We start from the raw sequence: 25,645 nt of genomic DNA, 5'->3' as shown, positions 1-25,645 counted from the left end.
AAGCACTGTGCAACCGTAGCAGTGCTTTGAATTCGAAGCAAGAGGTTCGAAATCGAAGCAAGTGGTACAGTCGTGCCATGTCCGACACCCCGCGGCCGCTGGACGCCGCCCAACTGGGCGCGTACTTCGCCCTCATGGAGGTGGCCGGCCTGCTGCGGCACGCGGTCGAGCAACAACTGCGAGACGCCGGCGATCTGAGCTACGTGCAGTTCCAGCTTCTGGCGCGGCTCGGCCTCGACTCCCCCACCGGCAGTGAACGCATGACCGACCTGGCCGACGGCGTCGTCTACAGCCGCAGCGGATTGACCTACCAGGCAGGTCTGCTCGAGAAGGCGGGCCTGGTCACGCGCGCACCCTCCGCGGACGACGAGCGCGGCGTCACGGTCACGATCACCGATGCCGGCCGGGCGCTGCTCGCCGAGGTGCTGCCCGGCCACACCGAGGTCGTCAACCAGCAACTGTTCGAGCCGTTGTCACGCGAGGACACCACGGCGCTGGCCGATCTGCTGTCTCCGGTGCGCGACCACATGCGTGCGGCGCCACCCCGCTCGGCAACACCCCGCCGCCGGCGATAACCCGTCGGCCCGGCCGCTACGAATCCTTGGTGAGTGCTCCGCACGGGTTCGGAAGGGGAGCTGAGGGCATGCGCATCGTGGTCGATCTGAACAAGTGTCAGGGATACGCGCAGTGCGTTCCGCTGGCACCGCAAGTGCTGCGATTACTGGGCGAGGAGGCGCTGACCTACGACCCCAACCCGGACGACGAACAGCGCCGCCGGGTCCTGCGGGCGGCGGCGTCGTGTCCGGTCCAGGCCATCGCGGTGGAAACCCACACTCCCGAGGACGCCGAGCCCGCGCCATGAGGACCGCCTCGCTGGTCGCGGACCTGGTCGAGACATTCCGGGCGGAAGGCCGCATCGTCATCGTGGGCGCCTCCCTGGCCGGACTGCGCGCGGCGGAAGCGTTGCGGGAGAGAGGCTTTCACGGCAACCTGACCCTCATCGGCGACGAGCCGCACGAACCGTACGACCGTCCGCCGTTGTCGAAACAGGTCCTGCAGGGGTGGGTCGGCGCCGATCACACCGCACTTCCGCGGATGCGGGCCGTCGACGCGGACTGGCGGCTGGGAGTGGCCGCGACCGGTCTGGACCGAGTGAACCGGCGGGTCCTGCTGGCCACCGGCGACACGGTGCCCTACGACCGGTTGCTCATCGCCACCGGCGTTCGAGCCCGGCCGTGGCCGAACCCCGCCGAGGGCGCGCTGCGCGGAGTGTTCACGGTGCGCACCCGCGAGGACGCGGCGGGACTCCAGGCCGCGCTCAACGCGAATCCGAAGCGCGTCCTGGTCGTCGGCTCGGGATTCATCGGCTCCGAGCTGGCCTCGGTGTGCCGCGAGCGCGGCGTGCCGGTGACCGTCGCCGAACGCGGCGGCGGACCACTGATCGGCCCGCTCGGCGGGGTGATCGGCGATATCGCCGCGCGGATGCAGCGCGGCGCGGGGGTCGACCTGCGCACCGGTGTGTCCGTCCGATCCCTCGACGGTGACGCCGAGGGCCGGGTGCGCCAGGCCTGCCTCTCGGACGGAACCACACTGGACGTCGATGTGGTGGTCGCGTCGCTGGGGTCGATCCGCAATGTCGAATGGTTGCAGGGTGCCGGGCTGGCCGCAGGTTTCTGGGGCGTCGGATGTGATGCGGGCTGTCGTGCCTTCGACATCAACGGGGTGGTGACCGACAACATCTTCGTGGCCGGGGATGTCGCCCGGCAGCCGCACGTGCTGTACGAGTATCAGTTCATCTCGATGGAGCATTGGGACAACGCGGTGTGCGGTGCGCAGGTCGCCGCGAACAACATGATCAGCCTCGAGACCGAACGGCGACCACACCTGCCGCTGCCGTCGTTCTGGTCGGCGCAATTCGGGGTGAACATCAAAGGCGTGGGGGTCTGCTCGTTCGGTGACGAGATCGCGTTCACCCAGGGCTGTCCCGAGAACCATCGGTTCGCCGCCGTCTACGGAAGGCGGGGCCGCATCGTCGGTGCGGTGACGTTCGATCACGGCAAATGGCTGCCCTACTACGCGGCGATGATCGAACGGTCGGCGCCGTTTCCGCCGCCACCGCCGGGCTACGACCGAGCCCCCGATCCGGCGCCCATACCGGCCCGCTTCCCCGACCCGCGCGTGCCGACCGGCATTCCCGACGTAGTGCTGACCGGCCACGACCCCACCTCACGAGGCGCCGAATTCCACTGAGCGCCGAGTTCCACCGAGCGGGCGCACACCAGAAAGGTAGGGCAGCGATGACCGCGGCGACCGCCTGGGCCGAGGCGATGAAATACGAACACCGCGCCGACCCGTACCCGTACTTCGACCAACTGCGCCGGACCCCGGTCGCGCGTGTGGCCGACAACCTGTACGTGGTGACGGGATATCAGGAACTGCTGGCCCTGGCGCACGACCCCCGGGTCAGCTCCGATATCAGCCGCAGCCCGCTGGGCAATCCCCTGGCGGGCACCGACGCGGCGAGCACGCCGCCGCCGCACACTCGCCCGCAGAGCATCATCGCCTCCGATCCGCCCGCACACGACCGGGCACGCCGGCAGGTGATGCGCCACTTCGGCCCACCGCACTCCCCGCACGTCATCCCCGGCATGGAACCCGTCATCGTCGGGTTGTGCGACAAGCTGCTCGACGACGTCGAGGCAAGCGGCAAGACGCGGCTGGACGTGGTCGACGAGTACGCCTATCCGGTACCGGTGACGGTGATCAGCACGATCCTCGGCATCCCGCTCGCGGACGAGCCCCGGTTCCACGCCTGGATCTACGACATGCTCACCGGCACCGATCTGGGTCCGGACGCGGGTACCGAAGACGGCAGAATTCGCGCCGGTAAGGCCCACGCCGGCCGTGACGCCCTCACGCGATATCTGGCGGACCTGATCGAACAGCTCCAGCACGAGCCGGGGCCGGGGCTGCTGTCGCGACTACTGCACGACGACGGCCCCGACGGCCCGATGCCGGCCGAGGAGGTATTGGCCAATGCGGTGCTGCTGTTGATCGCCGGCCACGACTCGACGGTCAACACCATCGCCAACTGTGTGATGACGCTCCTGCGCAACCCCGGCTCCTACGATCAGGTACGCGATCGACCGCAGCTGATTCCCCACGCGATCGAAGAGGTCCAGCGGTTGCAGGCGGCGGTGCAGTTCTTCCCCAGCCGCAGCGTCACCGCCGATATCGAGATCGCCGGCACCGTCATCCCGGAAGGGGCCGCGCTGCATCTGGTCTACGCCGCCGCCAACCGCGACCCGAACCGATTCGCCGACCCGAACCGATTCGACCTCCAGCGCCCCGACAACGAGCATTTCGGTTGGGGCAGTGGCATTCACACCTGTCCGGGCGGCCCACTGGCCCGACTGGAAGTCAATCTCGCGCTCGAGATTTTCCTGCGCCGCGTGGCGACCCCACGGCTGGTCGTCGATCCGCCACCGTATCGGCGCAGCCAGATCTTCCGGGGGCCACGGCATCTGCTCGTCGACGTCGACTCCGTCATCGGCGGAGAGGCTCGCTGATCGCGGCGGAGGTCACGGATCAGGGAGCGACGATTCCGCGGCGGACCTGCCCGGGGCTCGGTGTGACAGTGGGCGGCTTGCGGTTTCGCGAAGAGCGCAACTGATAGGGCACGCTGGTGACCATCACACCCGGTTCGAACAGCAGGCGCGCCTTGAGTCGCAGCGAACTCTGATTGTGGAGCAGGTTTTCCCACCAGTGCCCGACGACGTACTCCGGAATGTAGACGCTGACGACGTCCCGGGGCCCTGAGCGGCGGACTCGCTTGATGTATTCGATGACGGGGCGGGTGATTTCGCGGTAGGGCGACTCCACGACCTTCAGCGGGATGGTGACATCGTGGCTCTCCCAGGACTGGGTCAGTGCCCTCGTATCACTGTCGTCGACGTTGACCGTGATCGCGGTGAGGGTGTCGGGACGGGTCGCGCGCGCGAATTGAACCGCTCGCCGAGTGGCCTTGTGCCAGTCCGAAACCAGCACGATCGCATGCACCCGGCCGGGCAGAGTTGTTTCCTCGTCCGGATCGATATCGAGTTCGGCGCGCACGCTCGTGTAGTGGGTGTGGATGGAATACATCATCAGCACCAGCAACGGCATCGCGATGACCACGAGATAGGCGCCGTGGCCGAATTTGGTGATCATGACCACGACCAGCACCACACCGGTGAAGCAGGCGCCGAACGCGTTGATCGCCCGGGCTCGGTGGATGCGTTGTCGTTGCGCCGGGGCCGTCACGTCGAGTAGCTCGCGATTCCAGTGCCGGACCATGCCGGTCTGGCACAGCGTGAACGAGGTGAACACGCCGACGATATACAGCTGAATCAGCCTGGTGGTCTGCCCGTCGAAGGCGTAGATCAACCCGGCGGCGACCGCGGCGAGCAGGATGATGCCGTTGGAGTAGGCGAGCCGGTCCCCGCGCGTGTGCAATTGGCGCGGCAGGTAGCGATGCTGAGCCAGAATCGAGGTCAGCAGCGGGAACCCGTTGTAGGCGGTGTTCGCGGCGAGGATTAGGATCAGCGCGGTGGTGACCATGAGGTAGTAGAAACCCGGGCTGGTGTCGCCGAACACCGCCCCCGCGATCTGCGCGATCACGGTTTTCTGGGCGTCGGTGCGGCAATCCCCGGGAAATCCGATCAGGTCGCAGGTGTTCTCGGCGACCCGCGTGTGGGTGATCATGGCCAGCGCGGTCACACCGGTGAACATGGCGATCGCCAGCACACCCATCGCGGTCATCGTCCGGGCCGCGTTGAGCGACTTCGGTTTCCGGAACGCGGGGACGCCGTTGGAGATCGCTTCGGCGCCCGTCAGCGCCGTGCATCCCGAGGAAAACGCCCGCAGCGCGAGAAACGCCACCGCGGCCGTCCCGAGGCCGGCGTGCGCGGCGTTGATCTGGTAGTGCGCGCTCTCGGCGACCGGTGCGTGTCCGATCAGTGTCTCGATCAGGCCGATGGAGATCATCACCATGACGCCGGCGACGAATCCGTAGGTCGGCACGGCGAACGCGCGGCCGGATTCTCGCACCCCGCGCAGGTTCATCGCGGTCAGCGCCACGATGAACCCGATATCGATCAGCACCCGATGCGGGTTCAACGCCGGCGCCGCGGAGATGATGTTGTCCACCCCCGCCGCGACCGACACGGCCACCGTCATGACGTAGTCGACCAGCAGCGCCGCCGCCACGACCAAACCCGGTATCGCACCGAGGTTTTCGGCGACCACCTCATAGGATCCGCCACCCGAGGGATAGGCGCGCACGACTTGGCGATACGACAACGCGACCACCGCCAGCAGCACCACGACACCGCCGGCCACCCACGGGGTCAGATACAGGTAGCTGAGGCCGCCCAACGTCAGGATGAGCAGAATTTCCTGGGTCGCATACGCCACCGAGGACAGCGGATCGCTCGCGAAGATCGGCAACGCCAGCCGCTTGGGCAACAGCGTCTCCCCGAGCCGATCGCTGCGGAACGGTCGTCCCAGCACAACTCGTTTGGCGACGTCGATCGGTGAAACCACGATTAATCAGCCTAAATCCGGCAAACCCGAACCCGGCCGCCGCGAGCCGTAGGGAAAACGTTAAGAATCCGCCGCCGCCGTGTCGCCAACCGCACAGAATTCGCCGGCCGGTGACGGGATCCGGTGCAGTATAATTAATTAGATAGGCTAAGCAACATGGATCGGTGTCCGGCACCACGCCGCATCCACCCTCCGGCCCATCCGAGGCAACCGAACGTTGCTCTTCACCGAACAAGGAGCTGAACGCAGGAAAGGCAGTTTTGACCGCGACCCGCACCGACGACTTCCAGACCACCACCGCCCCCGATTCGCTTCCGCCCGATCTGCCCGCACCACCACCGGCACCGCCGGAACGCACGGGCGGGATGTTCGCCTCCCTCACCGTCCCGAACTATCGCTATTACTTTGCGGGCCAGGTGGTTTCGAATACCGGCACCTGGATGCAGCGGATCGCGCAGGACTGGCTGGTGCTCGGCCTCACCGGTAGCTCGTTCGCCGTCGGCATCACCACTGCCATGCAGTTCCTGCCGATGCTGCTGTTCGGTCTCTACGGCGGCGTCATCGCCGACCGCTTTCCCAAGCGGGGGCTTCTGGTCCTCACCCAGGCCACCATGGGCGTGCTCGCCGCGGTACTCGCGGTCCTGACACTGACCGGCACGGTCGAGGTGTGGCACGTCTACCTGCTGGCGCTGCTGCTGGGCATGGTGACCGTGGTCGACAACCCGACCCGCCAGTCGTTCGTCCCGGAAATCGTCGGCCGGCAGCGACTGCGCAATGCCGTCAGCCTGAACTCCGCGAATTTCCAGGCCGCGCGACTGGTCGGGCCGGCGGTCGCCGGAGCGTTGATCGCCGCCGTCGGGTCCGGCTGGGCCTTCGCGATCAACGCCTGCTCCTTCGCCGCCGTGATCGCCGGTCTGCTGGCCATGCGACCGTCGGAGCTGACACCGGTGCCGCGCCTGCCTCGGCGGAAAGGTCAACTGCGCGACGGTCTCCGCTATGTGAGAGCACATCCGCAACTGCTCTGGCCGATCGTCATGGTGGGCTTCATCGGCACCTTCGGCTACAACTTCCCCACCGTGCTGTCGGGCTTCGCCTATCACGTCTTCGATGTCGACGCCGGTAAGTACGGGCTGCTCAACACCGCACTGGCCGTGGGTTCGCTCGCGGGTGCGCTGCTGGCCAGCCGCCGCGGGCGGGTTCGGATGCGCACGCTGGTCGCCACCGCGGTCGGCTTCGGCGCACTCGAGGCGGTCACCGCCTTCGCGCCGGACTTCTGGCTCTTCACCGTCCTGCTCGCGGTGGTGGGTCTGCTCGGACTCACCTTCAACACGTCCGGTAATTCGATGGTGCAACTGGAGACCGACCCCACCATGCGGGGGCGGGTGATGTCGCTGTACATGATGGTCTTCACCGGCGGCACCCCTATCGGCGGCCCGATCGTCGGATGGCTCACCGAGGAATTCGGCCCCCGGTTCGGGCTGTTCGCCTGCGGGGCGGTCTCGGCGGCATCGGCGGCGCTGATCGGTGTCGTCCTCGCCCGTGCCGCCGGTCTGCGGTTACAGATCTCGGGCAGGCGCGTCGCGCTCGTTCCCCGCGCCGGCTCCCCGGCAGCCGTCTCGACCGGCCGACAGGGATAGCCACCGGATTTCCGGTCTGCCACCCTCGAAGTTTGCTATAAAATTGCCCACCTGAGATGTCGATCCGACCGAAGTGGTTCGTAGCGACGAAATCGTGGATGCGAGCCGTGCCGTGGCCCGACAGTGGCCCGGAGAACGTCGACACGAAGGCGGCTCTCGATGACAGACGTGGACTGTTGCGTGATCGGTGGCGGATTCGCCGGATTGACCGCCGCGCTGCGACTGAAACAGGCGGGTCGATCGGTGGCGCTGCTCGAAGCACGCGACCGGCTCGGCGGGCGCACGTTCACCGAGGTGCGCACGGACGGCTGCTGGATCGACCGCGGCGGCGCCTGGATCGGGCCCGGACAGGACCGCATCCGTGCCCTGATGGCCGAATTCGGGATCGGGAGCTACCGGCAGTACACCGACGGCGAGGCGATGATGGTCGTCGACGGCGAGCAGTACCGCTACACCGGCACGATCCCGTGGACGATGAGTCCGTGGGCCGCCATCAACCTCGGCGCCGGCTTCGCCGAGCTCGCCTACCTGTGCAAGTCGATCCCGCTCGAGGCGCCGTGGGATGCCCGCAAGGCCGAGAAATGGGATCGGATCACGGTGGCGCAGTGGCTGACTCGCATCCGGTCGAAGACCGCCCACGATCTGCTCGAGACCGCCATCGCGGGCAGCTATACCTCCGCCGCCTCGGAAGTGTCCATGCTGTTCGCGCTGTATCAGATGGCGTCCGGGGGCGGGCCGAACTTCATGTTCAGCGTCCGCGGCGGCGCCCAGGACTCGCGGCCCGTGGGCGGCATGGGCGCGATCTACGGTGCGATGGCCGACCAGGTCGGCGACTCCATTCACCTGTCGCATCCGGTGCACGGCATCGAGCAGGACGAGTCCGGGGTGACCGTGCACGCCGGAGCGTCGACGCTGCGCGCTCCTCGGGCGATCGTCGCCGTCCCGCTCGCGGTCGCCGGGCAGATCCGGTACGAGCCGATGCTGCCGGTCGATCGCTCGTTGCTGCATCAGCGCGTGCCGAGTGGCTCGATCATCAAAACCTCCGTCGTCTACGACGAGCCGTTCTGGCGGTACGACGGATTGTCCGGTCAGTCGGCCGCGCCGGGGTCACCGGCCACCGTCACCATCGACGCCTGCACCGATACCGCGCGCCCCGGAGTGCTGTGCGTCATCACGGAGGGGCCCACCGCACGACGGATCGGCCGGCTCGACGCCAGCGAACGCAGGACCGCGATCGTGCGTGAGCTGGTCGCCCGGTTCGGGAACAGAGCCGGTTCCCCGGTCGACTACGTCGAGCAGGACTGGAGTGCCGAACGCTATTCCGGCGGCGGAATGCTCAGTCACCTCCCGACCGGGGTGCTCACCGGGTTCGGCCGTGCGCTGCGCGAACCGTGCGGACGGATCCACTGGGCCGGAACCGAGAGCTCGGCCGTGATGTGCGGGTGGGTCGACGGAGCGGTTCGCTCGGGGGAACGCGCCGCGAGCGAGGTACTGCGACACGAACTCGCCGCGGTCTGAGGGCCGAAGCGTTCAGCGCGGTCCCGAGCCGAAGAATCGCCACAGATACCCGGGCAGCTTGCGCAGCGGGACAGCGCGCGGCCAATCGCCGGCACGGAAGTAGGCGTCGCTGCCGCCGTCGACGAAAACGATACTGCCGCACAGGAAACGCGCCGCCGGCGACAGCATGAACACCGCCCACTCGGCCAGGTCGCCCGGATCGCCGAATCCGCCGATCGGAACCGGGAAACGCTCGATATTCTTGGCCTCGGCCGCAGTCGCGAGCTGCTTCTCCAGCAGCGGCGTCAGCACCGCGCCGGGCGCCAGGGCGTTGAGCCGGATTCCCGCCCCGGCCCACTGCGCGGTCGTCGCCTGGCGGCGCACCCAGTGACTCACCGCGATCTTCGACGTCCCGTACGCGATCGACGGCGCATTCCTGCCGAAGATCCGCAACGCTCGCAGCGCCTTCTCGGTGTCACCCGCCAGCAGCGCTCGAATCGCCCGGCGCGGCACCAGCGGCGTGGTGGTCGTCGAATTGCTGCCGAACACAACGACTTTCGCCTCGTCCGCGCGCGCCAGCGCCGAGCGCCAGCCGTCGAGCAGGTCGACGACGCCGCGATAGTTCACCTCGAAGATCAGCCGCGGCCGGTCCGCACCGGGCGCCGGGCCCACCCCCGCCGCCAGGATCGCGCCGTCGAGATGCCCGTCCACCTGTGCGAGCACACCGTCGATCGCGGTGCGGCGCCCGGCCGGAGTCGACAGATCCGCCACCACCTGTGCGTCCCGCAGATCGACCCCGACCACCGTATGGCCCCGCTCGCGCAACTTCTCCGCCGCGGCCCGTCCCATTCCGGACGCCGCCCCGGTCACCACGTACACACCCACCGCATCGCCTGCTTTCCGCTACCCGAGCCTCGAACGATCCCAACCGGCGGTGGACGACCCCGTCACCGCCGCACCGAACTGTGCCCGAGTCGGAGCACGTGCACAATGGCGACGCCTCGAACCGGACCCGACCTCAGTCGAGGATGTAGCGCAGCATCACCGCCGTGTCGAAATGCCTCGTCTCCGCCAACCGGAGCGGAATACGCTTGTCCAGCAGGGGAAACATCGGTGTACCGCCGCCGAGCACCACGGGCAGGACGAACACTTGATACTCGTCGATGAGCCCGTGCGGAATCAGCGAGGCCGCGAGACTCGCGCCGCCGACCTCCATGACGCCGTCGCCCTCGGCCTTGAGCCTGCGCACCTCCTCCACGGCGTTCTCGCTGACCAGCGTGCTGTTCCAGTGCACCTCGGTCAGTGTCCGCGAGAAGACGACCTTCGGCTTCTCCGTCCACAACCTGCCGAATTCACGCTGGATCGGCGGCGCGTCCTCGGGCACATGCGGCCAGTAATCGGCCATCAGCTCGTACAGGCGACGACCGTGCAGCGACATCTCGATGTCCCGATACCGGTCGTTGTGAAACTGGTGCAACTCGTCGTCCGGATGGGACCAGTCGATGCTGCCGTCGCGGTCGTTGATGTAACCGTCCAGGGACATGCTGATCCCGTAGCTCAGTCTCCTCATAACGGGACAGACGTCGTGCGCGCCCGAAATTCATCGGCGAATGTCGAGCAGATATCACGGTAGGGCCGCGCGACGCAGGTACTCACCGCGCGGCGGTCCGCAGACTGCTCCGTCACGCAGTATTCGCCGACCGCGCAGGAAAACGTCGGTGACGCGGGCAGACATGTCGAATCCTTCGAAAGGCGTATATTCCTGGGCTGATTCGGAGGATTCGGCGTGGACGGTCCAGCGGGCGCCGAGGTCGACGAGGGCGACGTCGGCGTCGTAGCCGGGTGCGATGCGCCCCTTGCGCGTGAGGCCGTAGCGACGGGCGGGTTCGGTGGCAGTGAGGGCCGCGACCCGGGCCAGGGGCAATCCGCGTTTGGTTCCCTCGCTCACCAGGCCGGGCAGGAGGTACTCGGCACCGCCGAATCCGGATTTGGCGCCGAAGACGTCGGCGCGGTCGGTGGCGAACTTCTGTTCGTCGCGGCAGCAGGCGTGATCGCTGACCACCCAGTCGATATCGCCGGCCAGCAGATGCTGCCACAGCGCCTCGACGTCGCGACGTTCGCGCAGGGGCGGATTCACCTTGCCGCCGATACCGTCTGCGGTGTCGACGTCGGCGAGCAGATGCCCGATGGTCACCTCGCGCCGAAAGTCGATGTGCGGAAACGCCTTCGCCATCCGCAACGCGGCATCTACCGCTTTCGCCGATGACAGATGCAGCAGGTTGATATTGGGGAAACCGGTTTCGTGGGCGAGGTAGGCGGCCATCGTGATGGCCAGTCCTTCCGAATGGGGCGGGCGGGAGGCGCTGTAGGCGCGCAGCCCGCTGAGCGTGCCCTCGCGTTCGACGAGTTCGGTGTAGGCGGCCATGATTTCGGCGGTTTCGCAGTGCAGCGACAGCGTGACGACATCGCCGTAGCGTTCCCGGGCCTCGGCGAGCCCGCGCATGACGAATTCGAAATGCGCCAGGTCGTAGCGTTCGTCCGGGCCGATCATCAGGAATTCGGATTGGTCGCCGGAGCGTCCGTGCAAGCCGTGACCACCGTAGAACATGAAGATCTTGAACGACGTGATACCGAAATCCTCGACCAGCGTGGGGATTTCGCCGATGTGCTCCCGGGTCATCGGCGCCAGGTGGACACCGAAATCGACATACGAGCGTCCGGACATGCGGTCGAGCGCCTCGGGGACGAAGTCGCGGTAGGGGCCGCCGCGGTTGAGATAGTAGCGGCCGGTGCGCAGATAGCTCAACGACGTCGTCACCCCGCCCTGCGCACACGCCCGGCTCTCTGATTCGGTGTCCGCGGCCAGGTCGGAATAGATGCCCCAGTGCTGATGCGCGTCGACCACCCCCGGAAACGCCAGCAGTCCGCGGGCATCGACGACTTCGGTCGCCGGCCCGGCCGCGATGTCGCGGGCGATAAGGCGGACCACTCCTCCGGCGACGGCGATATCCACGGGCTCCGGCACCTCCGCGTCGCCATCGGGGTGAACCACGCGGGCATTCCGGATCAGCAGCTCGATCTCCGCCACAACCTTCTCCAGTTTCGTCCTGCGAAACACTCTTACCAACGAAGCGATCATCGCAGTACTATTCGCAGGTAGTCAATCGGTACAGCGGCTTGCGCATGTTTCGCTCTGAGAAACGTTTGGTCGATGAGGAGTTCAGTCATGGCGGGACCACTGTCGGGAATCCGGGTCATCGATGCGGCGACGCTGTTCGCGGGCCCACTCGCGGCGACGCTGCTCGCCGACTTCGGAGCCGAGGTGATCAAGATCGAACATCCGGATGGCGATCCGGTGCGCGGGCACGGCGCGCAGCGCGACGGTGTCGGTCTGTGGTGGAAGATGCTGGGGCGCGGAAAGAAGTCGGTGACCTTGTATCTCGGGTCGGCCGAGGGGCAGGAGTTGTTCCGGCGGATGGCCTCCGACGCCGACGTGGTGATCGAGAACTTCCGGCCCGGCACCCTGGAACGGTGGGGATTGGGCTATTCCGCACTGCGGGAACACAATCCGGGTCTCGTCCTGGCGCGGGTGACCGGGTTCGGGCAGGTGGGGCCGTATGCTCGCCGGCCCGGATTCGGCACCCTGGCGGAGGCGATGAGCGGTTTCGCGGCGATGACCGGCGAACCCGACGGCCCACCCACGCTGCCGCCCTTCGGCTTGGCCGATGGGATCGCCGCTCTCGCCGCGTCTTTCGCGATCATGTCCGCACTGCGGGCCCGCGATCGCGACGGTCGCGGCCAGCAGATCGATCTGGCCATCATCGAGCCGATCCTCACCCTGCTCGGCCCGCACATCCTCGCCTACGATCAGCTCGGGGAGATGGCGCCGCGCACCGGCAACCGTTCCACCAACAACGCGCCACGCAATACCTATCGCACCGCCGACGGTGGCTGGGTCGCGGTGTCGACCAGCGCGCAATCGATCGCCGAACGAGTGATGCGCCTGGTCGAACGGCCCGACTACATCGAGCAGCCGTGGTTCGCCACCGGCACCGGCCGCGCCGCGCACGCCGACGAGCTGGATGCCGCTGTCGGGGAATGGATTTCCCACCGCGACACCGATGAGGTGGTGCGCGCGTTCGAGAAGGCCGAGGCGGCGGTCGCCCCGATCTACACCGCCGCCGACATCCTCGCCGACCCGCAGTTCCGCGCGCTGGGATCGATCATCACCCTCGATGATCCGGAACTCGGTGCGCTGCGGATGCAGAACGTGCTGTTCCGGCTCTCCGACACCCCTGGCCGCATCCGCTGGACCGGCCCCCCGCTGGGGGCACATACCGAGGAGGTCCTGGGCTCCTACGGGGTCGGCGAGGCGCACCTGGCCCGGCTGCGTACAGCGGGGGTGATCCGATGAGCGCGCGGGATCCGTTGACGGCGGCGGTCTCCGGCGGAGTGCGACTGATCGAACTGGGCCAGCCGTTCTTCACCGGGATGCCGTGTTCACCGAATCACCCCGGTTTCCGCATGACCCTCATCCGCCGCCACGGTGACATGACGCGCCCCGACGGTGGTTCGGCCGCCAACGAGATCATCGTCACCGGTGGGCATGTCGGGACGCATATCGATGCGCTCAGCCACGTCAGCCACGACGGATTGCTGCACGGCGGGGTGGATGCCGCACAGGCACAGCGCGGCGGTCTCTTCCACGAACTCGGGGCGGAGAACCTGCCGGGACTGCTGCGGCGCGGGGTGCTGCTCGACGTGGCTTCCCTGCACGGGGTGCCGACGCTGCCGGGCGGGTACGAGATCACGGTCGAGGATCTGCGGCGGGCGGCGAAAGCGACCGGATCGGAACCGCAGCCGGGCGACGTCGCGCTGATCCGGACGGGATGGTCGCGATTGTTCGATGAAGGCGACGCCTACCTCGGTGCGGCCACCGGTGTGCCGGGCGTGGGGGTCGAGGCGGCGCGCTGGCTGGCGGGCCGCGGGGTGGTGGCCACCGGCTGCGACACCACCGCCTACGAATGCGTCCGGCCGGGCGCGGGGCACAGGGTGCTGCCGGTACACCGGGTGCTGCTGGTGGAGTCGGGGATCTACATCATGGAGCATCTGGCCCTGGAAGAGCTTGCCGCCGAGAAGCTTCCGGAATTCGTCTTCTTGGCGGCACCGTTGCGCATTGTCGGCGGCACCGGATCACCGGTGCGCCCGCTCGCGGCGGTGAGCCGATGACCGAACAGACGATTCTCGCCCGGCTCGCCGACTTCGCCGCGGCCGCGCGAGTCACCGGAGTCGGAGCCGAATTGCGCGCCGATACGTCGCGCCGAGTGCTGGATGTGCTCGGTAACAGCATTGCGGCGTTGGACACCCCGCCCGCGGTGGCGGTGCGCGCGGTGATCACCGAGTGGGGTGGCCACACCGGTGCGACCGCGCTCGGACTGGAGGGCGGATATCCGGCGCCCAGCGTCGCACTGCTGGGTGGCACGCTCGCGCACGCTCTGGATTTCGACGACACCCACCTGCCGTCGGTGCTGCATCCGTCGGCGTCGGTGGTACCCGCGGCGCTCGCGGTCGCCGAATCCCGCGACGCGAGCGGAGCCGCCCTGCTCGACGCGGTGGCCGTGGGAATCGAGATCACGGTGCGAGCCGGAATGGCCGGATACGATGCGACGCTGCGCAATTCGGTGTTCTTCGAACGCGGATTGCATGCGACCGCCATCTGCGGCGCCGTCGGGGGTGCGGCGGCCGCGGCGATGCTGTCCGGTCTCGAGGCGGACGGCATCGCCCATGCCATGGCGATCGCGGCGAGTATGGGCTCGGGTCTGCTGGAGGCCAATCGCACCGGTGGCACCGTCAAGCGCGTGCACTGTGGATGGGCGGCACATGCCGCGGTGGCCGCGGCGGGGCTGGCACGCGCCGGGCTCACCGGCCCCCCGACGGTCTTCGAGGGCAGATTCGGTCTGCTGCACGCCTTCTGCGGCGATCAGGCCGATCCCGCCGCACTGGTCGACGGGCTCGGCGACCGGTGGCGGCTGCCCGAGGTGTGCTTCAAGCCCTACCCCTGCAATCACTTCACCCATGCCGGCATCGACGCGGCACTGCGCCTGCGCGCGCAGGGTGTGCGGCCCGAGGACATCGCGGAACTGGAATTGGGCGCACCCGCGGCGGCATTGCGCACCATCGGCTATCCACCGGAACTGAAGTCTCGTCCCGAATCCGGTTATCACGCCGCCTTTTCCGGGCATTACACCGTCGCGGCGGCCCTCACCGGCGGCGGTGGACTCGGGGTGTTCCATGAGGATTTCACCGACACCGCCGCCCGCGACCCCGACCGCCTGGACCTGGCCGCTCGGGTGCGCTGCGTTCCCGATCTCCGCAGCGACGACATCTTTCCCACGCAGTTCCCCGCGGTCCTCACCGCGCGCCTGCACGACGGCCGCACCCTCACCGAACGCGTCGAATCCAACCGGGGAGGCCCCGGCAATCCGCTCACCCCGGAGGAATTGGCCCTCAAATTCCGGCTCAACACCGAGCGAGCGCTCTCCCCCGTGGCAGCGGACATCCTCAGCGAAACCGCCTTCAACCTGGCTGGAGCCGCGACCCTCGACCCGCTGCTGGAACCCCTGCGCACGATCGGGTCGGCGCAGGGGGCCCAATGAACGCCGTTGTGGCGCCGGCCAGATCCCCGTTGTTCTCGAGCACTCCGCTCAGGACGCCGCGGGTGCGCCGGGGAAGACTCCGGCTCGGCCGAGCAGGGCCGGCACCGGCGCGCCCAAGACCCCGCCGAGCCAGTTCGCCGTCTCGATGACCGTCTCGATGCGGACGCCGGTGGTGACGCCCATGCGGTCGAGGGTGTACAGCAGATCCTCGGTGGCGATGTTGCCGGTGGCGGCGGGAGCGAAGGGGCAACCGCCGATACCGCCGGTGCTGGCGTCGAGAACTTGCACGCCGGCATCGAGCGCCGCTATCGCATTGGCGTAGCCGGTGTTTCGAGTGTTGTGAAAATGGCAGCGAGCCACGGCCCCGGGCGCCCGGCGGCGCACGCCGGAGACCAGGCGTCGCACGCGGTCCGGGGTGCCGACGCCGATGGTGTCGGCCAGCGCGATTTCGTCGGGGCGGGATTCGGCGACTCGGGAGACGAGGTCGAGCACGCGTGACTCCGGCACCTCCCCTTCGAACGGACAGCCGAAGGCGGCCGCGATGGTGACGGTGCGCCACAGTCCGGCCTCGGCGGCGCGGGCCGCCAACCGCGCCCAGCGGGCAATGCCATCCTCCGTGTCGCAGCCCTGGTTGCGACGGCTGAAGGTATCGGTCGCGACCACCACCACATTGATCTCGTCGACGCCTGCGGCGAGGGCACGGTCGAGTCCACGGTCGTTGAAAATCAGCCCGGCATAGGAGGTTTCGTCGTCGCGCGGTACACCGGCCAGCACCGCTTCGGCGTCGGCCATGCGGGGCACCCGGTCGGGATGCACGAAACTCACGGCCTCGATCCGGCGCAGTCCGGCATCGACCGATCGGCGAACGAGCTCGATCTTGTCAGCCGTCGCGATCGGCTCCGGCTCGTTCTGCAATCCGTCCCGCGGCGCGACGTCGACCAGCGTGATCTCCACGGCTCCTCCGTTTCCTGATCTTGCCGAGTGTTTCGCTACGGGATACATTGTATCCATTCTCACGGGACCGCGCGGCCGGATTCCTCCCGCGGCGCTGCGACAGAACGGAGTTGGCCCGATGCCAGACCATCACGCCGCGGCGGGTCCGCTGGCCGACCTGCGGGTCATCGAAATGGGACAGTTGCTGGCGGGCCCGTTCTGCGGTCAGCTACTGGGCGATTTCGGGGCCGAGGTGATCAAACTCGAATCTCCGGGCCGCGGCGATCCGATGCGGGAGTGGGGCCGGGAGAAGCCCTACGGCCGATCGCTGTGGTGGCCGGTAGTGGCGCGCAACAAGAAGTCGGTGACCTGCGATCTGCGCACGGCGCAGGGACAGAAGCTGGCCCGCGATCTCATCGCGCAGGCCGATATCGTCGTCGAGAATTTCCGCCCCGGCACCCTCGAGCGGTGGGGCCTGGACTTCGAGACCCTGCGCGCCGGCAATCCCGGACTGATCCTCACCCGGGTCACCGGCTACGGACAGACCGGCCCCTACGCACCGCGCGCCGGATACGGTTCCATCGGCGAGGCGATGGGCGGAATCCGTTACACCACCGGCGATCCCGGTCATCCGCCCGCCAGAACCGGTATCTCCCTCGGCGATTCCCTGGCCGCGGTCTTCGCGACCATCGGCACGCTGGCCGCACTGCACCACCGGGAGCGCACCGGACACGGTCAGCTGGTGGATTCCGCGATCTACGAGGCGGTGCTGGCGATGATGGAATCGCTGCTGCCCGAATGGGATATCACGCAGTACCAACGCGAACGCACCGGTGCGGTGCTGCCCAATGTGGCTCCGAGCAATGTGTATCCCGCCGCCGGCGATGATCTCGTCCTCATCGCGGCCAATCAGGACACGGTGTTCGGGCGGCTGGTGAAGGTCATGGGCCGCCCCGAGCTCGCGACGACAGAACGGTTCGCCACGCATTCGACGCGCGGGGAGAACATGGCCGAGCTCGACGACATCATCGGCGAGTGGACCCGCACACTGCCGACGAACGACCTTCTGGACCGCCTGCACGCCGCCGGCGTGCCCGCCGGACCCATCTACACCGCCCGCGACATGTTCGTTGATCCACATTTCGCCGCCCGCGAGGCGATCGTGCGCCTGGCTCATCCCGAGCTCGGCGAGATTCCCATGCAGAACGTCTTTCCGAAACTGAGCGAAACTCCGGGCAGCGTGCGCCATACCGGGCCCGAACTGGGTGAGCACACTGCCGAGGTATACGAGCGGCTGCTCGGCATCGGCCCGGACGAACTGAGCCGGCTGGCCGAAAACGGCATCGTCTGAAGGGTTGTCCCATGTCCGACCTCGCCGAGGACTATCGCCGGCACGGATTCGCCGCCCGCCTCGGCGCGGGCGAGCGGCCCGCCGTGCTGGTCGTCGACATCTGCGCGGCGTACCTGACCGACGGCTCACCGCTGCGCGCACCGGTGGAAGCGGCCGTGGCGGCCGCGGACCGGGTGGTCACGCACGCTCGCGCCGCCGCACACCCCGTCATCTTCACCCGCGTGCACTATCGCCCCGGCAGCGCGGACGGCGGCCTGTTCCGCCGGAAAGTGCCGGCGCTCGACGTCTTCGAGGAAGGTAATCCACTCGGCGCATTCCTCGACACCCCGGCACCGGAACCCGGTGAGGTGGTCGTCACCAAACAGTATGCGAGTGCCTTCCACGGCACCTCGCTGGCGGCGACCCTCACCGCGCAGCGCGTGGACACCGTCGTGATCACCGGCCTGACCACCAGCGGCTGTGTGCGCGCCACTGCCACCGATGCGCTGCAGCACGGCTTCCGTCCGCTGGTGGTCGCCGATGCCTGCGGTGATCGCGATCCGCGCCTGCACGAGGCCAATCTGCTCGATCTGGATGCCAAGTACGCCGACGTCGTCGACCTCGCCGGCGCCCTGTCGGTACTCGACGCGCGCTGAACATGCACTGTCACATCACTTTTCGACTCGATCGTGAGGAACGCTATGGGCCCGCATCCGCACGGCTGGTGGATCCTGCTGCATCTGGTGCTGTTCGTCTTCTGGCTGGGCGGTGATCTCGGCGTCTTCTACTCCAGCCGCTTCGTCATCGATCCCGAACGCACCCCTACGGCCCGCGCCACCGCCCTGGCCATCATGAGCGGTCTCGATCTGGGGCCGAAGATCTGCCTGATCCTGTTCCTGCCGAGCGGCATCACCCTCATGGCGCTGGATCCACACGGGGCCACCCTGTTCGGAATCGCCCTGTTTCCGTGGTGGTTCGTGGTGCTGGTCTGGTTGTTCGCGGCAGGATGGCTGGCGCTGGCGATCACCGCCCACCGCACTCACGGCCGGATCGTCGTCGTCCATCGCGCCGATCTGACCATCCGGATCGCGGTGATCGCCGCGGCGGCCGTCGCCGGGGTCTACACCCTGGCCGCCGAGGATCCGTTCGGCGTCACCACCGATCCCCGATGGCTGGGCGGGAAGATCCTGCTCTACACCGCCGCCGTGGCCGCGGGCCTCGGAATCCGAATGACGTTGCGCCCCTTCGGTCCCGCCTTCGGCCGGCTCCAGTCCGAGGGTTCGAGCCCGGGCTTCGAGTCGGTGCTGCGCCGTAGCGTGAACGGCTGCCTGCCGTATGTCTGGGTGATCTGGGGCAGTGTCCTGGGGGCCGCGGCGCTCGGGGTGTTCAAACCGGGCGCGAATCTCTAACCCGAATAGCCCAATTGGGTCGAGAGCGCCCCGGATGCCTTGAGCAGCATCGGCACGCACTCGTCCATGCGCGGCTCGAAGCGCGACAGTGGCCCGCACACACTGATGGCCGCCACCACCCCGCCGTCGTGGTCGAGAATCGGCGCGGCGATCGATGCCGCGCCGACCTGCCGCTCCCCCAGCGATACCGCGTAGCCGCGTTTGCGGATCGCGGTCAGCTCGGCACGCAGTTTGCGCTGCGAAGTCACCGTGGCGTCGGTGAGCGCGGTCAACTCGTGCCGTTCGAGATAGTCGTCGATCTCCTGCTTGCGCAGATGCGCCAGAATCACCTTCGAGGAGCTGCCGGCATGCAACGGATACGGCTGTCCCAGCGCCACTTCCATTCGCAATTCCTGATCCGGCACCACCTGGTCCACGTACATGCGCGTGTCACCGCGCCGAATGGACAGGGTCGCGGTCTCCCCCGTCAGCGTCGCCAGCCGCCGCAACTCCGGACCGGCCATCACCCGCAGATCGGTGCGTGCCAGATACGCCCGCCCCAGCGCCATCGCGGCATGCCCGAGCGCGTAGCGGCGGGTGGTCGGCTCCAGCGTGATCAGGTCGCGGCTGCGCAGCGCGGTGAGAATGCGGTGGACAGCGGCCTTGGTGATGCCGAGTTCGTTGGCGATCTCGGTGACGCCGAGATCGGGCCGGCCGCTGCGGCCGAAGAGCAGCAGCACGTCCATAGCGCGTTCGACCGCGGCGATGGACCGGCTCTGACTGTCGGATTCGGTAACGGTCACCCGGCTAGTCTAGGCGGCGGATTTCCCCATGGGAAACACCATCCCCATTCGTTCCCCTTGCGCGACCAGGTCCATGGCGTTACCTTGTGCGTTACAGCGTTTCCACTACCGAAACGGAGTAGAGATGGATTCGCAGTATCTCCGTACGGTGCTGGCACAGTGGGCGAGCGGGGTCGTGGTGATCACCACCCCCGCCGCCGGCGGTGGACGACACGGCATGACCGCCAGTTCCTTCACCAGTGTGGCGCTCGATCCGCCGCTCGTCTCGATCTGTGTGGCCTCGCAGGGCACCACCTGCCGGATGATCCACGACAGCGGCGTTTTCGCGGTCAACATGCTCGGCAGCGATCACGAGGAGATCGGCCGCCGATTCTCCGCCCCGGCGTCCGGTGACCGCTTCGCGACCGGACGCTGGCAGACCGCGACCACCGGTGCGGCCGTGCTCGCCGACGCGGTCGCGTGGGTGGATTGCGTTGTCGCGGCATGCTATCCGGCCGGCGACCACACCATCATCCTGGGCCTGGTCCACGATGCGGCCACGCCGCGCCCGGCCGCACCGCTCATTTACCACGACCGCTGCTACCACGAGGGGATTGCCCGATGATCGGAGAACGACTCGTCGAACAGATGACCGCCGCGGAGCGCGAACGCGCCCGTCGCGTCGAATCGGTGCTACCGGCACTGCGTGCGGCGGCCGAGGAGGCCGACCGCACCGCCACCTTCCCGGTCTCGCATATCGCGCTGCTCCGCGACGCCGGATTGCTGGGGCTGGTGGTTCCGGAGAAATTCGGCGGCCTCGGCGGCACATTGCGCGATCTCGCCGCCGCCACCTACGCCATGGGCACCGCCTGCCCGTCCACGGCACTGGCCTACTTCTTCCACAACACCAGCGCCTCGCGCGGGCTGCTGCCGTTGGAGGCGATCGACGCCGGATTGTTCGACGAGGCGGAGATTCCGGTGGTGCGCGCCTTCGCCGAGAAGGTGCTCACCCGGATGGCCGACGGGGTGTGGCTGGCCAATTTCGCCTCCGAATCGGTGAAGACCTCGTCCGCCAACATCACCATCGCGACGACCGCGACGAAGGTCGACGGCGGATGGGTTCTCCACGGGGAGAAGTCTTTCGGCTGCGCGACCGGCGTCGCTGATTACTATCTGACCTCCGCGAAACTGGAGGGTTACGACACCGCGGAGGGTCTGGCCACCTTCTTCGTGCCACGCGCCGCCGACGGGGTGAGTGTGCGGGCGCCGTGGGACGGTCTGGGAATGCGCGCGACCGCCAACAACGGCATCCGGCTCGACACCGTGTTCATCCCCGACGACGAAGCGCTCGCTGTTCCGGGGGCCTTCACCAAGATGCTGACCATGAGCCGCGGCAGTTTCGTCGGCAATCAGCTCGCCATCGCCGCGGTCTACACCGGATGCGCACAGCGGGTGTATGACGAAATCCTCACGGCGACAACGACGAAGACTTTCGCCGATACCGGCGAGCCGATCGCGTCCTCACCGGTGCATCAGGTGTTGTTCGGTGAGATGACCCGCCAGCTGGAGACCGCGTACCTGTGGTTGCGCTATCAGCTCGCGGTGGAGACCGCGGAGGTGCCGTTCAAGCCGAAGCAGGAGGTGTTCGCGCAGTGGCGCCTGGGTAAGGGCGCGGTCACCGAGGCCTGTTTCCAGGTAGCACTGGGCGCGCTGAAGGCGGGCGGGACATCGGCGGCGTCGATGAACGGTATCGCCGGCCGCGCACTGCGCGATCTGGCCATGGGGCTGGTCATGACCTTCCCGGCCGAACGCGGACTCCTCGAGGTGGCCCGCATCGTCACCGACGCGCGCGCCAACCACCTGTTCGCCACCGCGCCGGCGGAGGCCGCGAAATGACGGTGCGCCTGCCCGCGATTCGCGATCTGATCGACGACACCTGGAGTATGCCCGGCACGGAACTCGAGGGGACGCTGGAAGATCCGGCCACCGGGCAGGTTGTGAGCCGTACCGTCGCCACCACCGCCGACCGGCTCGAGCGCGCACTCGCGGTGGCCGACAACGCCACCGGACGCATCGAGCCCGAAACCCTCGAGGCGATCGCCGACGACCTCGAACCACGTCTGGAACGCATCGCCGAACTGGACGCCTTCGCGACGGGGGTGCCGCTGCGGCAGACCCGGCCGCTCGGGGCCATCGTCGCCGGTTCGTTCCGCCTGGCCGCCGCGCAGATTCGGGGCGGCGCACTGCGCGCGGATCGCGACGGCGTCGAGGTGCATCGACTGCCGCTGGGTCCGGCGCTGTGCCTGGTGCCGTGGAACGCACCCGCGCCGATGGCCGCGCACAAGGTCGCGGGCGCCCTCGCCGCCGGCTGCCCGGTGATCCTGAAGGTGAGCGAATTGGCGCCCTACAGTGCGGTGATACTGGCCGAGGCGATCGCCGAACGGGTGCCGGCCGGCATGTTCCAGCTGGTGCACGGCGATGCGGGCACCGGCGCCCGGCTCACCGCCGATGCCCGGATCAAGGCGGTGTCGTTCACCGGTGGCGTGGCGGGCGGGCGCGCTGTGGCGGGCGCGTCGGCGCCGCTGTTGCGGCCGTGCCAGCTGGAATTGGGCGGGAACAATCCCCTGGTCGTCCTTCCCGACGCCGACACCGAGACCGCGGCGCGGATGGCCGCCGAACTGCTCACCACCCTCAACGGGCAATGGTGCCGAGCGCTGGGGCGGCTGATCGTGCCCGCGGACCGCGCCGGGGAATTGACAGAGGCCATCGGTAAGCAGCTCGCGACGCTGTCCATCGGTCCACCACTGGATCTCGGCACCGATCTGGGCCCGCTCGTGCACTCACGGCATGTGGCCGCGATCCGCGCCGCGCTGGACGGTAGCGAACACCACGTGTACGGGGTGCTGCCGCAGTCGGGAAGTTATTGCGCCCCAGCACTTCTGGACGGCGACTCGCACGAGGAGATCTTCGGCCCGGTCGCCGGGGTCGTCACCTACGACCGCGTCGAGGACGTGGTGAACATCGCGAACGCCGTGCCCTACGGCCTGGAAGGCTATGTATGCGGAACGGACACCGAATTCGCGCTCGCGGTCGCGCGCCGGATCCGAGCCGGTGAGGTGAAGGTGAACGGCTCCTCGATCATGAGCCTGCATCCGATGACCCCGCGTCCCGCCTGGGGCATCTCGGGACTCGGCGAAGAGGGGACGGCCGAGACCTTGCAGTTCTTCACCGGCGCGCGGGTCGTCGGCGTCGAGGGGCGCTTCGCCCTGCACACGTCATGACCACGGTGGCGATCGCCGGGGCCGGGCCCGTGGGGCTCACCGCCGCCTTGGTGCTGGCGCGGCGCGGTGTGGAGGTCACCGTCCTCGAGCAGGGTGCGGGACTGGCGGGTGAATCGCGCGCGTCGACCTTCCATCCGCCGACGCTGGAAATGCTGCGCGATCTCGGCGTCGTCGACGCCCTGCTGGGAAAAGGACTGGTAGCGAGCACCTTTCAGTACCGCGAGCGTGGCGGCGACCCGGTGGCCACCCTCGATCTCGGCGTACTGGCCGGTGATACCGATTTCCCGTACCGGGTGCAGTGTGAGCAGAGCAAACTCACCCCGATACTGCTCGACGCGCTTCCCGATTCGGTGCGCGTGCGGTTCGGCCATACCGTCGACGGCGTCGAGACGGGATCCCACGGCGTGCGGGTGTCCACCTCGCGCGGGCCGGTGCGATGTGACTGGCTGATCGGCGCGGACGGGGCACATTCGGCGGTCCGGGGTGAGGTCGGCGCGGAGTTCGAGGGCAGCACCTATCCGGAGCGGTTCCTGGTCGCCTCGGTCGACGAACAGCTCGACGCGGCGCTGCCGGGTATCGCCCCGATCAACTACGTGTTCGACCCCGACGAGTGGCTGGTGCTGCTGCGCACCCCCGACCACTGGCGGGTGCTGCTGCCGACGCCCGCGAATACCGCCGACGATCTCGAATTGCGCCGTCTGCCCGAACGTTTGGCGCGGGTAGCCGACCTCGGCCGGTCGTGGCGGATCGCGCATGCCTCGCTGTATCACGTGCACGAGCGGGTCGCGCCACGGTTCCGCTATGGCCGGGTGTTGTTGATGGGCGATGCCGCGCACGTGAACAATCCGCTCGGTGGACTGGGGATGAACAGCGGCATTCACGACGCGGTGCGGATGGGGTCCGCTCTCGCCGACGTGCTGGCGGGCGCTCCCGACGAGGTGCTGGAGCAGGCGGTCCGGCAGCGCCGGAGGGTGGCGGTCGACCATGTGCAGCGCACGAGCCGGGCCAACTGGACGCGCTTGCGCACCCACGATGCCGAATACCGCCGTGGTCTGCGGGAGTTGGCTGCCGATCCCGCCGCGGCCCGCGCCTATCTGCGCCGCGCCTGCCTGATGGACAGCCTGGAGTCGACGGCGTGAGGATCGAGCGCGAGAATCCGGCCCGTCCGGCCGAGATCGTCGGCTCGGTCCGGGTCACCGCACCGGAACAGGTGGATGCGCTCGTGCGGCACGCGGAACGGAGTTTTCGGGACTGGTCGCGGCGGCCGTTGGACGAACGGCTGGCCCGACTCCGCACCGCCGCCGACCGCATCGCGGCGGACCGGGAGGCGCTGGCGCTGCTGCTCGCCCGGGAGTCCGGCAAGCCCATCGCCGACTGCCGGGGCGAAATCGGTTTCGCCGTCACCTATCTGCGCTGGCTCTGCGATCGGGCTCCGGTGATCTTCGCCGACACCGAGATCGATGACGCCCAAGGGCGGTTGCGGATCACGCCGCGCCCGTTCGGTGTGATCGCCGCTATCACACCGTGGAACGCTCCCATCATTCTGGCGATGGTGAAACTCGGTCCCGCCTTGGCCGCCGGAAATACGGTGGTGCTCAAGCCCTCACCGCTGGCGCCGCTCGCGGTGTCGGCGGTCGCCGAGGCGCTGCCGGAGACCACCGTGGTGCACGGCGGGCCGGAGGTGGTGCGGACGCTGATCGCCCATCCCGCGGTCGGGAAGGTCGCCTTCACCGGCGGCGAGAGCGCCGGGCGCAGCATCGCCGCCGCGGCGGGGGAAGCGCTGACGCCGGTGGTGCTCGAACTCGGCGGCAACGATCCGGCGGTCTTCCTCGATGATTTCGCGCTCTCTCCGGACGATTACGAGCGGCTGGTGCTGGCGTCGTTCGCCACCTCCGGACAGGTATGCATGGCCGCCAAACGGCTCTATGTGCCCGAACACCGCGCGGCGGAGTTCCTGGCGGCGTATACCGCTGCGGCCCAGCGGATTCTGCGGGTCGGCGATCCGGTCGACGAGGATGTCACCATGGGCCCGGTGGTGACGCGCGCCGCCGCGGAACGACTTCGAGCACTGATCGCGGAGGCGGGCAGCCGTGGACGCGTCGTCCCGCTGGCGAAAGGCCCGGTGGGAGAGGGCTATTTCGTCGACCCCGTGCTCGTCCTGGATCTGCCCGACGATGCGCCGCTCGTGGTCACCGAACAGTTCGGGCCCGCGGTACCGCTGCTCACCTACCGCACGCAGGACGAAGTCCGGGCTCGCGCCAACGATTCCGCGCTCGGGCTCGCGGCGTCGGTGTGGTCGGCCGACGAGGAGCGCGCCTTCGACTTCGCCGCGCGACTGGAAGCCGGCTTCACCTTCGTCAACACCCACAACCGCACCGGAATGTCACTGCGTGCCCCGTTCGGCGGGACCAAACGCAGCGGATACGGCCGGGAATACGGCGATGAGGGACTGCGCGAATACGTGCAGACCACCGTCACCCACCTGCCCGCAGCGTTCCGCGCCGGCGGTGCGGGGCTGTCCGCTCGCGCCTACCCGCCCTGATCGGCACACGTGTTCG

Annotated in this window: 23 protein-coding genes; 17 read left to right on the top strand and 6 right to left on the bottom strand. The window is 68.3% G+C overall.

Going from position 1 to position 25,645, the window contains the following annotated elements:
* The first annotated feature begins 77 nt into the window (after positions 1 to 77).
* The 4 genes from AC5592_RS29685 to AC5592_RS29670 all read left to right on the top strand — a co-directional run bounded on the left by AC5592_RS29685 (position 78) and on the right by AC5592_RS29670 (position 3,569).
* Positions 78 to 575: a MarR family winged helix-turn-helix transcriptional regulator gene (locus AC5592_RS29685; RefSeq protein WP_036510528.1), complete on the top strand. Its 498-nt coding sequence runs from the start codon at positions 78 to 80 to the stop codon at positions 573 to 575.
* Positions 576 to 643: 68 nt separating this feature from the next.
* Complete coding sequence (locus tag AC5592_RS29680) at positions 644 to 862, top strand: ferredoxin (protein WP_036510525.1); 219 nt, start codon at positions 644 to 646, stop codon at positions 860 to 862.
* Positions 859 to 2,250, top strand: a complete 1,392-nt coding sequence (locus tag AC5592_RS29675; protein WP_036510521.1) for an NAD(P)/FAD-dependent oxidoreductase — start codon at positions 859 to 861, stop codon at positions 2,248 to 2,250. The genes AC5592_RS29680 and AC5592_RS29675 overlap by 4 nt, the downstream gene beginning before the upstream one ends.
* 47 nt (positions 2,251 to 2,297) lie before the next feature.
* Entirely contained in the window at positions 2,298 to 3,569 is a 1,272-nt protein-coding gene (locus tag AC5592_RS29670) for a cytochrome P450 (RefSeq protein ID WP_063066112.1), read from the top strand.
* Positions 3,570 to 3,588: 19 nt separating this feature from the next.
* On the opposite strand, the gene AC5592_RS29665 is transcribed toward AC5592_RS29670, so the two are convergent.
* On the bottom strand, positions 3,589 to 5,583 hold the full coding sequence (locus AC5592_RS29665) for an APC family permease (protein ID WP_036510512.1): 1,995 nt from the start codon (positions 5,581 to 5,583) through the stop codon (positions 3,589 to 3,591).
* Between the two features lie 260 nt (positions 5,584 to 5,843).
* Between AC5592_RS29665 and AC5592_RS29660 the strand changes: the two genes are divergently transcribed.
* Together AC5592_RS29660 and AC5592_RS29655 are read left to right on the top strand one after the other, a co-directional pair.
* Positions 5,844 to 7,220, top strand: a complete 1,377-nt coding sequence (locus tag AC5592_RS29660) for an MFS transporter (RefSeq protein WP_063066111.1) — start codon at positions 5,844 to 5,846, stop codon at positions 7,218 to 7,220.
* 159 nt (positions 7,221 to 7,379) lie between these two features.
* A complete protein-coding gene (locus tag AC5592_RS29655) occupies positions 7,380 to 8,738 on the top strand; it encodes a flavin monoamine oxidase family protein (protein WP_063066110.1) in 1,359 nt (452 codons plus the stop codon).
* A gap of 12 nt (positions 8,739 to 8,750) precedes the next feature.
* On the opposite strand, the gene AC5592_RS29650 is transcribed toward AC5592_RS29655, so the two are convergent.
* From AC5592_RS29650 to AC5592_RS29640, 3 genes are all read right to left on the bottom strand, one after another.
* Positions 8,751 to 9,602: an SDR family oxidoreductase gene (locus AC5592_RS29650; protein WP_036510506.1), complete on the bottom strand. Its 852-nt coding sequence runs from the start codon at positions 9,600 to 9,602 to the stop codon at positions 8,751 to 8,753.
* A gap of 133 nt (positions 9,603 to 9,735) precedes the next feature.
* Complete coding sequence (locus AC5592_RS29645; RefSeq protein WP_036510502.1) at positions 9,736 to 10,287, bottom strand: dihydrofolate reductase family protein; 552 nt, start codon at positions 10,285 to 10,287, stop codon at positions 9,736 to 9,738.
* Positions 10,288 to 10,341: 54 nt separating this feature from the next.
* Positions 10,342 to 11,805: a dihydroorotase gene (locus AC5592_RS29640; RefSeq protein ID WP_063066109.1), complete on the bottom strand. Its 1,464-nt coding sequence runs from the start codon at positions 11,803 to 11,805 to the stop codon at positions 10,342 to 10,344.
* 138 nt (positions 11,806 to 11,943) lie between these two features.
* Between AC5592_RS29640 and AC5592_RS29635 the strand changes: the two genes are divergently transcribed.
* The 3 genes from AC5592_RS29635 to AC5592_RS29625 are packed head-to-tail and all read left to right on the top strand — an operon-like array spanning position 11,944 to position 15,373.
* Positions 11,944 to 13,131, top strand: a complete 1,188-nt coding sequence (locus AC5592_RS29635) for a CaiB/BaiF CoA transferase family protein (protein ID WP_036510494.1) — start codon at positions 11,944 to 11,946, stop codon at positions 13,129 to 13,131.
* Positions 13,128 to 13,946, top strand: coding sequence for a cyclase family protein (locus AC5592_RS29630; RefSeq protein WP_063066108.1), 819 nt, complete (start codon positions 13,128 to 13,130; stop codon positions 13,944 to 13,946). Before AC5592_RS29635 ends, AC5592_RS29630 begins: the two co-directional genes overlap by 4 nt.
* Positions 13,943 to 15,373, top strand: coding sequence for an MmgE/PrpD family protein (locus AC5592_RS29625; RefSeq protein WP_063066107.1), 1,431 nt, complete (start codon positions 13,943 to 13,945; stop codon positions 15,371 to 15,373). Before AC5592_RS29630 ends, AC5592_RS29625 begins: the two co-directional genes overlap by 4 nt.
* 48 nt (positions 15,374 to 15,421) lie before the next feature.
* On the opposite strand, the gene AC5592_RS29620 is transcribed toward AC5592_RS29625, so the two are convergent.
* Positions 15,422 to 16,375, bottom strand: coding sequence for a hydroxymethylglutaryl-CoA lyase (locus tag AC5592_RS29620; RefSeq protein ID WP_063012391.1), 954 nt, complete (start codon positions 16,373 to 16,375; stop codon positions 15,422 to 15,424).
* Between the two features lie 70 nt (positions 16,376 to 16,445).
* On the opposite strand from AC5592_RS29620, the gene AC5592_RS29615 reads away from it, so the two are divergent.
* The 3 genes from AC5592_RS29615 to AC5592_RS29605 are packed head-to-tail and all read left to right on the top strand — an operon-like array spanning position 16,446 to position 19,045.
* The gene (locus tag AC5592_RS29615) at positions 16,446 to 17,657 is read left to right on the top strand and encodes a CaiB/BaiF CoA transferase family protein (protein ID WP_063066106.1); all 1,212 of its coding nucleotides are present in this window, start codon (positions 16,446 to 16,448) and stop codon (positions 17,655 to 17,657) included.
* A gap of 11 nt (positions 17,658 to 17,668) precedes the next feature.
* Complete coding sequence (locus AC5592_RS29610; RefSeq protein WP_063066105.1) at positions 17,669 to 18,292, top strand: isochorismatase family protein; 624 nt, start codon at positions 17,669 to 17,671, stop codon at positions 18,290 to 18,292.
* A 45-nt stretch (positions 18,293 to 18,337) separates the two neighbouring features.
* Positions 18,338 to 19,045 (top strand): hypothetical protein, encoded by a 708-nt coding sequence (locus AC5592_RS29605; protein ID WP_063066104.1) that lies wholly within the window; start codon positions 18,338 to 18,340, stop codon positions 19,043 to 19,045.
* Here AC5592_RS29605 and AC5592_RS29600 read toward each other — a convergent pair.
* Complete coding sequence (locus AC5592_RS29600; protein WP_063012399.1) at positions 19,042 to 19,827, bottom strand: IclR family transcriptional regulator; 786 nt, start codon at positions 19,825 to 19,827, stop codon at positions 19,042 to 19,044. The genes AC5592_RS29605 and AC5592_RS29600 overlap by 4 nt on opposite strands.
* 124 nt (positions 19,828 to 19,951) lie before the next feature.
* Between AC5592_RS29600 and AC5592_RS29595 the strand changes: the two genes are divergently transcribed.
* The 5 genes from AC5592_RS29595 to AC5592_RS29575 are packed head-to-tail and all read left to right on the top strand — an operon-like array spanning position 19,952 to position 25,629.
* Entirely contained in the window at positions 19,952 to 20,431 is a 480-nt protein-coding gene (locus AC5592_RS29595) for a flavin reductase family protein (protein WP_063012401.1), read from the top strand.
* Positions 20,428 to 21,702, top strand: a complete 1,275-nt coding sequence (locus AC5592_RS29590; protein ID WP_232329608.1) for an acyl-CoA dehydrogenase family protein — start codon at positions 20,428 to 20,430, stop codon at positions 21,700 to 21,702. The genes AC5592_RS29595 and AC5592_RS29590 overlap by 4 nt, the downstream gene beginning before the upstream one ends.
* Positions 21,699 to 23,087 (top strand): aldehyde dehydrogenase family protein, encoded by a 1,389-nt coding sequence (locus tag AC5592_RS29585; protein WP_036510464.1) that lies wholly within the window; start codon positions 21,699 to 21,701, stop codon positions 23,085 to 23,087. Before AC5592_RS29590 ends, AC5592_RS29585 begins: the two co-directional genes overlap by 4 nt.
* The gene (locus tag AC5592_RS29580; RefSeq protein WP_063066102.1) at positions 23,084 to 24,226 is read left to right on the top strand and encodes an FAD-dependent oxidoreductase; all 1,143 of its coding nucleotides are present in this window, start codon (positions 23,084 to 23,086) and stop codon (positions 24,224 to 24,226) included. Before AC5592_RS29585 ends, AC5592_RS29580 begins: the two co-directional genes overlap by 4 nt.
* Positions 24,223 to 25,629 (top strand): aldehyde dehydrogenase family protein, encoded by a 1,407-nt coding sequence (locus tag AC5592_RS29575; RefSeq protein ID WP_051025600.1) that lies wholly within the window; start codon positions 24,223 to 24,225, stop codon positions 25,627 to 25,629. The genes AC5592_RS29580 and AC5592_RS29575 overlap by 4 nt, the downstream gene beginning before the upstream one ends.
* Positions 25,630 to 25,645: the final 16 nt, after the last annotated feature.

This window comes from Nocardia violaceofusca NBRC 14427, assembly GCF_963869435.1.
GTDB classification, from domain to species: domain Bacteria; phylum Actinomycetota; class Actinomycetes; order Mycobacteriales; family Mycobacteriaceae; genus Nocardia; species Nocardia aobensis.
This window is presented reverse-complemented; position numbering and strand designations above follow the sequence as displayed.